The organism is Streptomyces sp. NPDC051364 (assembly GCF_040682115.1).
GTDB lineage: Bacteria > Actinomycetota > Actinomycetes > Streptomycetales > Streptomycetaceae > Streptomyces.
On record NZ_JBFBAH010000047.1, the window covers coordinates 34,139 to 42,222 of the forward strand.

Here is an 8,084-nt window from a genome sequence, read left to right on the forward strand (position 1 = left end):
CAGCAGCCGGAGGAATCACGCGGATGAGCGAGACAACACCCGAGCACGCCGCCGCGGAGCAGGCCGTGACCGTCCTGATGGCGGTGGTGCCGTGCGGCTCCGACACCGCGCGCCGGATCCTGGCGGACACGGCGCGGGCCGCCGGAGTCGCCCTGCTCGAGACGGCCGAGGCCGTGCTCGCCCTGGGCGGCTGCCGCGCACTGCCGGCCTCGCTCGGCACGGCCCTGCAGGCCGCGATGGACGGGGCCAGGTCCGCCACCGCCCCGCCCGTGGCGCAGCCGTACACGCGGCTGCTCCCCGATCCGCAGACCATCGGCGAGTTGCTGAAGCGGCACCGCGGCCTGCGCCGCCGCGCCCTGGCCGCGCCGCACGACCTCGCCGTGCGCAACGAGCTCGACGACGCCACCTACACCCTGTGCATCCTGATGGGCCAGCGGAACGCCTGCACCGCACTCCGCTCGGCCGAACTGCTTGTCGGCGCCGAGTGGCTCGGCACCACGGTGAGGGGGAGGGTCCGGGACGCGTCAACGGAGCGCCACGGATTGTGACGTCCCGTAGTCGAACTGCTACCTTTCGTGATCGCCGATGGAAGTGATCATGCGTAGAGGGGTGCGTCCCATGAAGACGGTCAGGAATACGACCCGTGCACTGACGTGCGCGGTGGTGAGCCTGCTGGCGGCGGCAACCGTGTCGGCCGGGCAGGTCTCCGCCGCGACGGAGCAGGCGGCGGCGTGCCGCAACATCGGAACGGCGTTCACGGACAAGCTGATCCCCGGGCAGTGCATCAGCAACGGCGGCTATCGCCTCGACATGCAGTACGACGGCAACCTGGTTCTCTACTCGGGCGATCGCGCCTGCTGGGCGAGCGGCACGGACGGAACCGACGGTGTCTACGCCGAGTTCTCCGGCGACTGGCGGCCCGACTCCCCCTACCTGTCCCTGGAATCGCAGTTCGGGCAGCTCAGGAAGTACCGCGGGAAGTACACCGGACTGCACAAGACCGGCAACGTGAGCATCAACAGCAAGGGTGAGGTCTGGATCGCCTACGGCAAGCTCGCGGGCTGCTGACCGATGGGGATCACCCGGACCTTGGCGCGCGGTGCGAGCGCGCTCGTCCTCGCGTGCGGCGTCCTGCTCGGGGCACCGGCGGCCGGGCTGGCCGCCGTACCGGTGCAGCCGTCGGATGCCTGCGTGGCGAGCGAGAACCTGGGCGAGATCGCGAACAACTTCATCTCGCGGTGCCGCAAGGGGTCCATCCGGCAGGCGTTCCCCGGGGAGCACTACGGGGATTCACTCGGGTACATCCGGGGGTGCGGGCTCAAGTCCTGCCAGACGGCGTGGAAGCTGCTGAACGACAACCGGTTCAAGAAGTAGCGTGCGCCGATGAGGACTTACGTCGCGGTTCTGGTCTGTGTCGCCACGGCCACGGCCGGCGGGCAGGCACCCCTGTACCGGGAGAGCTTCGTCCTGCTGTCGGCCCGGACCGAGGACGAGGCCAGGTCCAAGGCCCAGGCCCACGGCGAAGCCCTCGAGACAAGCTACCGGAACGAGAAGGGCGAGCGGATCACCTGGACGTTCCGGCAGCTCGTGGACGTCGCCGAGGTACCCGAGGACCCGCTCGGCGACGGCGCGGAGATCTACACCCGCCACTTCCGCAACTTCGCCGCCTACACGGCCTTCGAACCCCTGTTGTCCGGCGAGGACCTCTGAGCTCCGGCCCGCGACCGGCCGGAGTTCCGCCGAACTGCTGAAACGGCACCGGCGGAGGCGTCGCTGCGGCGCCGAGGGGGCACGGAGGACGGGTGAGACCTCTCGAGCTGCGCCCCGCGGCTGCGCGCCGCACCACCACGTCGCGTCGGGCGCTGCTCGCCGGTTCGGTCGGCAATCTCGTCGAGTGGTACGAGTTCGGTGTCTACGGCTGCCTGGCCACCGTCATCGCCGCGAACTTCTTCCGGTACGAGGGGAGCAGCGGCGCCGAGGCGCTGGTGGCCACGTACGCCTCGTTCGCACTCGCGTTCTTCTTCCGGCCCGTCGGCGCCCTGCTGTTCGGGCGGCTCGGCGACCGCCTCGGGCGGCGGCCCACCCTCATCGTGGTCGTCGGCCTCATGACCCTCGCCACCGCAATGATCGGCCTCCTTCCGACCCGCGCCGCCATCGGCGGCGCCGCCCCCTGGCTCCTGACGCTCCTGCGCGTACTGCAAGGGCTTTCCGCGGGCGGCGAGTTCGGCGGGGCCGTCTCCCTCATGACCGAGTACGCGCCCGCCGGCCGCCGCGGCCTCTACGGGGCGTGGCAGTCCTTCACCGTCGCGCTCGGCCTGCTCACCGGGGCAGGTACGGCGGCCGCCCTGGCGACAGCGCTGCCCGCCGAGGCCCTGTACGCGTGGGGCTGGCGGATCCCGTTCCTGCTGGCCCTGCCGCTGGGCGCGGTGGCGCTGTGGTTGCGTACGGCGCTGGAGGAGCCGCCCGGGGCTCCCCCGGGAGACGGCCGGGACGGTCCGGTCGGTGGCCGGGAGCTCGCGCGCGCCGTCGTACTCGGGATCGGGCGGATCATGGGCTGGTCTGCGGCCGGGTACACCTTCCTCGTCGTCCTGCCGTCCTATCTCCAGGCGACGCTCGGTGCCTCCCTCCGCGAGGCCCTGCTCGTCACCGCCCTCGCCAATGCAGGGTTCGCGGCGTCGATCCTGCCCGCCGGGGCGCTCAGCGACCGGATCGGCCGGCGCCCGGTGATGCTGTGCGGCGCCCTCGGTGTCGTGATGCTCGCTCTCCCCCTCGTCCACCTGCTCCAGTCCCCCGGCGCATCGCCGTGGGCCAGAGCCGGTGCCGTGCTGCTCGCGGGTGCGCTGGTCGGCCTGCTGGCCGGGCCCGGACCGGCGATGCTCGCCGAGATGTTCCCGCGCAGGGTCCGCTGTACGGGGCTCGGGCTGGCCTACTCCCTGGCCAACGCGGTGTTCTCCGGCTGCGCCGGACTCGTCATCACCGCCCTGATCGCCCGGACGGGAGATCCCGCCGTGCCCGCCTACTACGCCGCCGGCGCCTGTGCCCTCAGCTGTCCCGCGCTGCTGGCCCTGCGCGGGCGCGCCCACCGGGAGCCGCTGCGATGAGGGTGATCGGGCTGATGTCGGGGACCTCGTACGACGCCGTCGACGCCGCGGCCGCCGACCTCGAACTGTCCGCCTACGACGGCACGCTGCACCTCGTGCCGCTCGGCATGGTCAGCGAGCCGTACGCGCCCGACGTACGGGAGGCCCTCGCCGCCGCCCTGCCGCCCGCGGCGACCACCCTGGCCGACGTCTGCCGCCTCGACACCCGGATCGGCCAGGCCTTCGCGACCGTCGCCGCCCGCGCCGACCGGGAACTGTGCGCAGGGCGCGCCGAGTTGGTCGCCTCGCACGGGCAGACGGTGTACCACTGGGCCGAGAACGGCCGGGTGCACGGCACCCTTCAGCTCGGCGAACCGGCCTGGATCGCGGAGCGCAGCGGCTGCCCGGTCGTCTCCGGCTTCCGGACGCGGGACGTGGCGGCGGGCGGGCAGGGGGCTCCGCTGGTCAGCCTGATCGACCTGATGCTCCTGCGCGGGCGCCCCGGCGTGCCCGCGGCCCTGAACATCGGGGGGATCGCCAACGTCACCGTGCTGCCGGCGGGCGCCGATCCCGTGGCGTTCGACACCGGCCCGGGCAACGCGCTGATCGACGCCGCGGTCCGTGAACTGAGCGCCGGGCGGCGCGCGTACGACGAGGACGGCGTGCTGGCCGCCGCCGGGCACGTCCACGAGGGGCTGCTCGACCGGCTGCTGTCCGGGGAGCCGTACTACCGGATGCCGGCGCCCCGGACGACGGGCAAGGAGCTGTTCCACGCGGGCTACCTCCGGGCGCGGCTCGCGGGGTGCGGCGAGCTCCGGCCGCAGGACCTCGTCGCCACGCTGACGCGCCTGACCGCCCGTACGGTGGCCGATGCGCTGCGCCCCCTCGCAACCACCGAGGTCTTCGTGTCGGGCGGAGGGGTGCGCAACCCGACGCTGATGGCGATGCTCCGCGACGAGCTGGCGGGCAGCACTGCTGTCCGTACGTCGCAGGAGCTGGGGCTGCCCGCGGAGGCGAAGGAGGCGTACGCGTTCGCGGTGCTCGGGTACCTCACCCTGCACGGCCTCCCGGGCAATGCCCCGGGGTGCACCGGAGCAGCCGGGCCGCGCGTGCTGGGCTCGCTCACGCCGGGCAGCCGTCCGCTGCGTCTGCCCGCGCATCCGGGCGGTGCGCCGCATGCCCTGTCCGTACGGGGTCCGGCGACCGCAGGAGCAGCGGTGTGATCGGCTCGACGCCCGGAACCCGCAGCTCCGCGCCTCGTTGACCAGCCGAGGGAGGGAAGTTCTTGTGCATCGGATCTGCCGCCAGGTGGTCGCAGCACTGGTGGGGCTCGTACTCCTGCTGCCGACGGCGGGGGTGGGAGCGGCGGCGGGAAGCGGGCCCGGAAGCGGAGCCGGAGCTACCCGTGTGGCCGACAACCCGGCCCGCGTGGTCCAGGAGCAGCAGATCGACGCGCGGACGCTCGACCTCACCGTCACCTCGCCCGAGATCCCGTCACGGTGCGACTGCTGCTGCCCCCGGCCTGGTCGAAGACCGCCACCCGGACCTGGCCCGTGCTGTGGCTGCTGCACGGCGGCCCGGGCGACCACACGGACTGGACCGCCAACACCCACATCGAGGAGCTCGCGGCCCCTCGGGACGTCCTCTTCGTGCTGCCGCAGACGAGCCCGTGCAGTGGGTACAGCGACTGGTACAACTCCGGTGGCGGAGGCCCTCCGGCGTGGGAGACGTACCTGGTCGACGAACTGCGGCCGCTGCTGGAGAGCCAGTACCGGGCCGGGACCGAGCGGGCCGTCGCGGGCCTGTCCATGGGCGGGCTCGGCGCGATGAAACTCGCCGCCACGCACCCCGGCATGTTCCGCGCGGTGGCCTCGTACAGCGGGGCGGTCAGCACGCTCCACCTGTCGCTCGACGGCGGGCTCTCGGGGCCGGACCTGGGGAAGGGCGCCGGCGGCGGGTGCCACACCGACTGGCGGCGCATCTGGGGCGAGCCGGGCTTCCCGTTCGACACGGCGGACCCGACCGATCTGCGCCAGCGCAGCGTGTGGGAACGGAACGACCCGCTGCACCAGGCCGCCGGGCTGGCCGGCACCGCGCTGTACATCTCGTACGGCGACGGTACGGACGCCGCTACGGGCTGGCAGTGGGGCGACCCACCGGCGAGCCCTGCGCGCTGCACCAACCCGATCCGCGGCGGCCCGGAACCCGTCGAGCACCTCATCCACGGCATGAACCAGCAGATGGGGGTGCGCCTCGCCCAGCTCGGCATTCCGGCCGCCGTGTGCGCATACCGAGGCGTCCATGCCTGGCCGTACTGAGAGCGCGAACTGGTCTTCTCCTTCCCCGGGCTGATGGCGGCCATCGGCGCCTGACACCGGCGGCGGGGAGGGCAGCGGGCCACGAGGTCAGGACGTCAGCCGGCGGACCACCGCGACCAACGCTGCCCGCTGCGCGTCCGGTCCCGCGTCCAGGTCCTCCGGCACGAGGATGCGGGCGAGCTGCGGCAGCGTGAACCACGAGGCGACCATCGACATCACCGTGTGCAGCAGCCGTGCCGGGCTGTACTCGCCGGTGAGCGCGCCGCCCTGCTGGGCCGCGGCGATCGCTGCGATCTTCTCGGCGTAGTGGTCGGTGCGCTCGCACTGGGCGGCCAGCTGGTCCTGGCACTGCAGGCCCTCCCAGGCCAGGAGCCGCATGAGGTGCGGGTGGGCGCGGTGGTAGTCGTAGACGCGGCCGGCGTAGTCACCCAGGTCGCGAGCCTGCGCCTCGGTGAGCGGGACGGCTGCCGCGACCTTCTTCAGCTCGGTCTCCAGCACCGCGCAGAACAGCTTCTCCTTGCTGCCGAAATACTGGTAGATCCGCTCCTTGTTGACGCCGGCACCGGTGGCCACGCGCGCAACCCGGGCGCCGTCGAACCCGTGCTCGGCGAACTCTTCCACCGCCGCGTCGAGCAGGAGTTGTTTGGTGCGTGCTGTGTCCCAGGCCATGGCATGCACTGTAGTGCCCTCGAGCGGAATTCCAACCTGATGGTTGGACTTAAGATCATGTCCGTGCAAGACTCCAACCGTTTGGTTGGAAATTTGACCCGCCCGTCGTAACGCATCCAGGGGGAACAGCCTCATGTCCGCAGCTCCGACGACTCCGCCCGCCCCGCCCTCCGCCCACCGCCGCGCCTTCATCACCTGGCTCGCGGTCTACCCGACGATCACCCTCACCCTCGCCCTGCTGGGCCCGTACATGAACGACCTCCCCCTGGTCCTGCGCACCCTGATACTCACGGTGGTCGTGGTCCCGATCGTGGCCTACTGGCTGATCCCGACCCTGATGAAGGCGACGGCATCGCTCCCCCGCCGGTCCGCGGGCGCCTGAGCCGCCGGAGGCTCGGTGCCGGTCCTCCCATGGCTGCCGGCTCCCCCTAGGCGGGGGCCTCCAGCAGTTCCGGGCCGTTGTTGCGGACACTGTTGACCGCCGTGGAGACCGCCCGTACGTCGAGGCGGCCGTCGGCCGGGGTGTGGAGGAGTGCCCGGAGGCCGTGGACGTCCTGGTGGGCGGGATCCAGCCAGGCGTCGTGGTCCTCGGGGGACACGGTCAGCGGCATGCGGGGGTGGATCCGGCCGGCCGCGTCGGCGGCCTCGGTGGTGATGATCGTGGTGGTGAGGAGCCAGGCGGCCGGGTCGTCCTCGTCGGTCACGGCAGGGTCGCGCCAGAACTCGTACAGCCCGGCCATGGCCATCACCCCGGCGTCGTCGGGGGCGATGAAGTACGGCTGCTTGTACGCCTTCGCCGTGGCCGTGGCGGCCACGGACTGCCACTCGTAGAAGCCGTCCGCAGGCAGCAGGCACCGGCGCCGGGTGAAGGCACGGCGGTACGCCGGCTTCTCGTGCACCGTCTCGACCCGCGCGTTGATCATCCGGGCGCCCCCGTTCGGGTCCTTCGCCCAGGAAGGGACCAGGCCCCACCGAAGCGTACGGAGCCTGCGCTCCACCTCCCCGGTCCCGCGGTCGGGGCGTTCGAGGACGGCCCAGACCTGGTCGGTGGGGGCAACGTTCCAGCTCGGCGCCAGCGTCTCCCGGGGATCCCAGCGGGCCTCGAACAGGCCGACCAGGTCTTCGGGGGCTCGGCTGGAGGCATATCGACCGCACATGGCATCCACTCTCCCACCGCGACGGCTCCCCCGGCCGCCGGGCCGGCGCCGCGGGCGCGGGATTCAAGGAGGGGTACGTGCCCGCAGCCACCGGGGCGGCCGCCCGGGCCGCTCACCGCGGACGGCCGCCGTCTCCAGCGTAGGCCGCAGTGCCGCCGCCCCGCTCAGTGACGGGCCCGCTCGGCACCTACGAAACGAACTCCTCGTCCCCGTAGCGCACCTTCGCGGTGTTCCAGTCGACCCCGAGCTCGGCCGTGAGCCGGCGGGCCAGGGGGAGGTCGGCGATCGGGGTGATCAGGATGAGGCGGCCGCCCAGGGTGACCGAGCCGCCGCCGAGGCGTTCGCGGGCCTCGGGGTTCGCGAGCAGCGCTTCGCGGAGCCGGGCCGCGGAGACGCCGGGGGCCTGGATCTCCACCGCGTCGGTGTCCGGTGACGTGCGCGGCAGGCAGCGGAAGGTGAGCACCGACTCCTGGTGGTACTGCTTGCGGACGACGTCGGCGATGTGGTGGAGCCCGTCGGCGCCGACCTTGTCGACGTCGAACTCCCGCGAGCGCTCGTACGTGGTCTGCTTCAGGTCGCCGGACCAGAAGACCCCGTCCAGCAGGGTCGACGCCGCCGGCCTGGCACCGCTGGTACGGATGATCTCGCGCACCTCGTGGTCGAAGCGCGTCAGCCGGGTCCGCAGCCGTGCGTCGTCGGGGTCCGTGATGACCGCGGTGTTGTTGGTGGCGAAGATCTCCCCGGCCGGGCAGCCATGCGTATCGGCACCGAGAGGGCGGAGGCGTAGAAGAGCCAGTCGGGGACGTGCGCGACGATCAGCACGCCGGTGCCGCACGCGAGGAATGCCCGCAACAGGTTGC

11 protein-coding genes are annotated in these 8,084 nt (G+C 72.6%); 8 read left to right on the forward strand and 3 right to left on the reverse strand.

The window, feature by feature from the left end; translation table 11 throughout:
* Positions 1–23 precede the first annotated feature (23 nt).
* The 7 genes from AB0M76_RS40785 (at position 24) to AB0M76_RS40815 (ending at position 5,398) form a co-directional block, all read left to right on the forward strand.
* Positions 24–548: a DUF5133 domain-containing protein gene (locus AB0M76_RS40785; RefSeq protein ID WP_365957813.1), complete on the forward strand. Its 525-nt coding sequence runs from the start codon at positions 24–26 to the stop codon at positions 546–548.
* A 70-nt stretch (positions 549–618) separates the two neighbouring features.
* Positions 619–1,068 carry a hypothetical protein gene (locus AB0M76_RS40790; protein WP_328619214.1) on the forward strand — a complete coding sequence of 150 codons (450 nt, stop codon included), beginning with the start codon at positions 619–621 and terminating at the stop codon, positions 1,066–1,068.
* Positions 1,069–1,071: 3 nt separating this feature from the next.
* Entirely contained in the window at positions 1,072–1,374 is a 303-nt protein-coding gene (locus tag AB0M76_RS40795; protein WP_365957814.1) for a hypothetical protein, read from the forward strand.
* A 9-nt stretch (positions 1,375–1,383) separates the two neighbouring features.
* A complete protein-coding gene (locus tag AB0M76_RS40800; protein WP_365957816.1) occupies positions 1,384–1,710 on the forward strand; it encodes a DUF4288 domain-containing protein in 327 nt (108 codons plus the stop codon).
* 92 nt (positions 1,711–1,802) lie between these two features.
* Positions 1,803–3,101 (forward strand): MFS transporter, encoded by a 1,299-nt coding sequence (locus tag AB0M76_RS40805; protein WP_365957817.1) that lies wholly within the window; start codon positions 1,803–1,805, stop codon positions 3,099–3,101.
* Positions 3,098–4,303, forward strand: a complete 1,206-nt coding sequence (locus AB0M76_RS40810; protein ID WP_365957818.1) for an anhydro-N-acetylmuramic acid kinase — start codon at positions 3,098–3,100, stop codon at positions 4,301–4,303. The genes AB0M76_RS40805 and AB0M76_RS40810 overlap by 4 nt, the downstream gene beginning before the upstream one ends.
* Positions 4,304–4,579: 276 nt before the next feature.
* Positions 4,580–5,398, forward strand: a complete 819-nt coding sequence (locus AB0M76_RS40815) for an alpha/beta hydrolase family protein (protein WP_365957819.1) — start codon at positions 4,580–4,582, stop codon at positions 5,396–5,398.
* Positions 5,399–5,485: 87 nt separating this feature from the next.
* On the opposite strand, the gene AB0M76_RS40820 is transcribed toward AB0M76_RS40815, so the two are convergent.
* Complete coding sequence (locus AB0M76_RS40820) at positions 5,486–6,067, reverse strand: TetR family transcriptional regulator (RefSeq protein WP_365957820.1); 582 nt, start codon at positions 6,065–6,067, stop codon at positions 5,486–5,488.
* Positions 6,068–6,200: 133 nt separating this feature from the next.
* Here AB0M76_RS40820 and AB0M76_RS40825 point away from each other — a divergent pair, with 133 nt between their 5' ends.
* Positions 6,201–6,449 carry a hypothetical protein gene (locus tag AB0M76_RS40825; RefSeq protein ID WP_365957821.1) on the forward strand — a complete coding sequence of 83 codons (249 nt, stop codon included), beginning with the start codon at positions 6,201–6,203 and terminating at the stop codon, positions 6,447–6,449.
* Positions 6,450–6,495: 46 nt separating this feature from the next.
* Here the strand turns inward: AB0M76_RS40825 and AB0M76_RS40830 are convergent, their stop codons facing one another.
* Together AB0M76_RS40830 and AB0M76_RS40835 are read right to left on the reverse strand one after the other, a co-directional pair.
* Entirely contained in the window at positions 6,496–7,224 is a 729-nt protein-coding gene (locus tag AB0M76_RS40830) for an SOS response-associated peptidase (RefSeq protein ID WP_365957823.1), read from the reverse strand.
* 187 nt (positions 7,225–7,411) lie between these two features.
* Positions 7,412–8,020 (reverse strand): hypothetical protein, encoded by a 609-nt coding sequence (locus AB0M76_RS40835; protein ID WP_365957825.1) that lies wholly within the window; start codon positions 8,018–8,020, stop codon positions 7,412–7,414.
* Positions 8,021–8,084 lie beyond the last annotated feature (64 nt).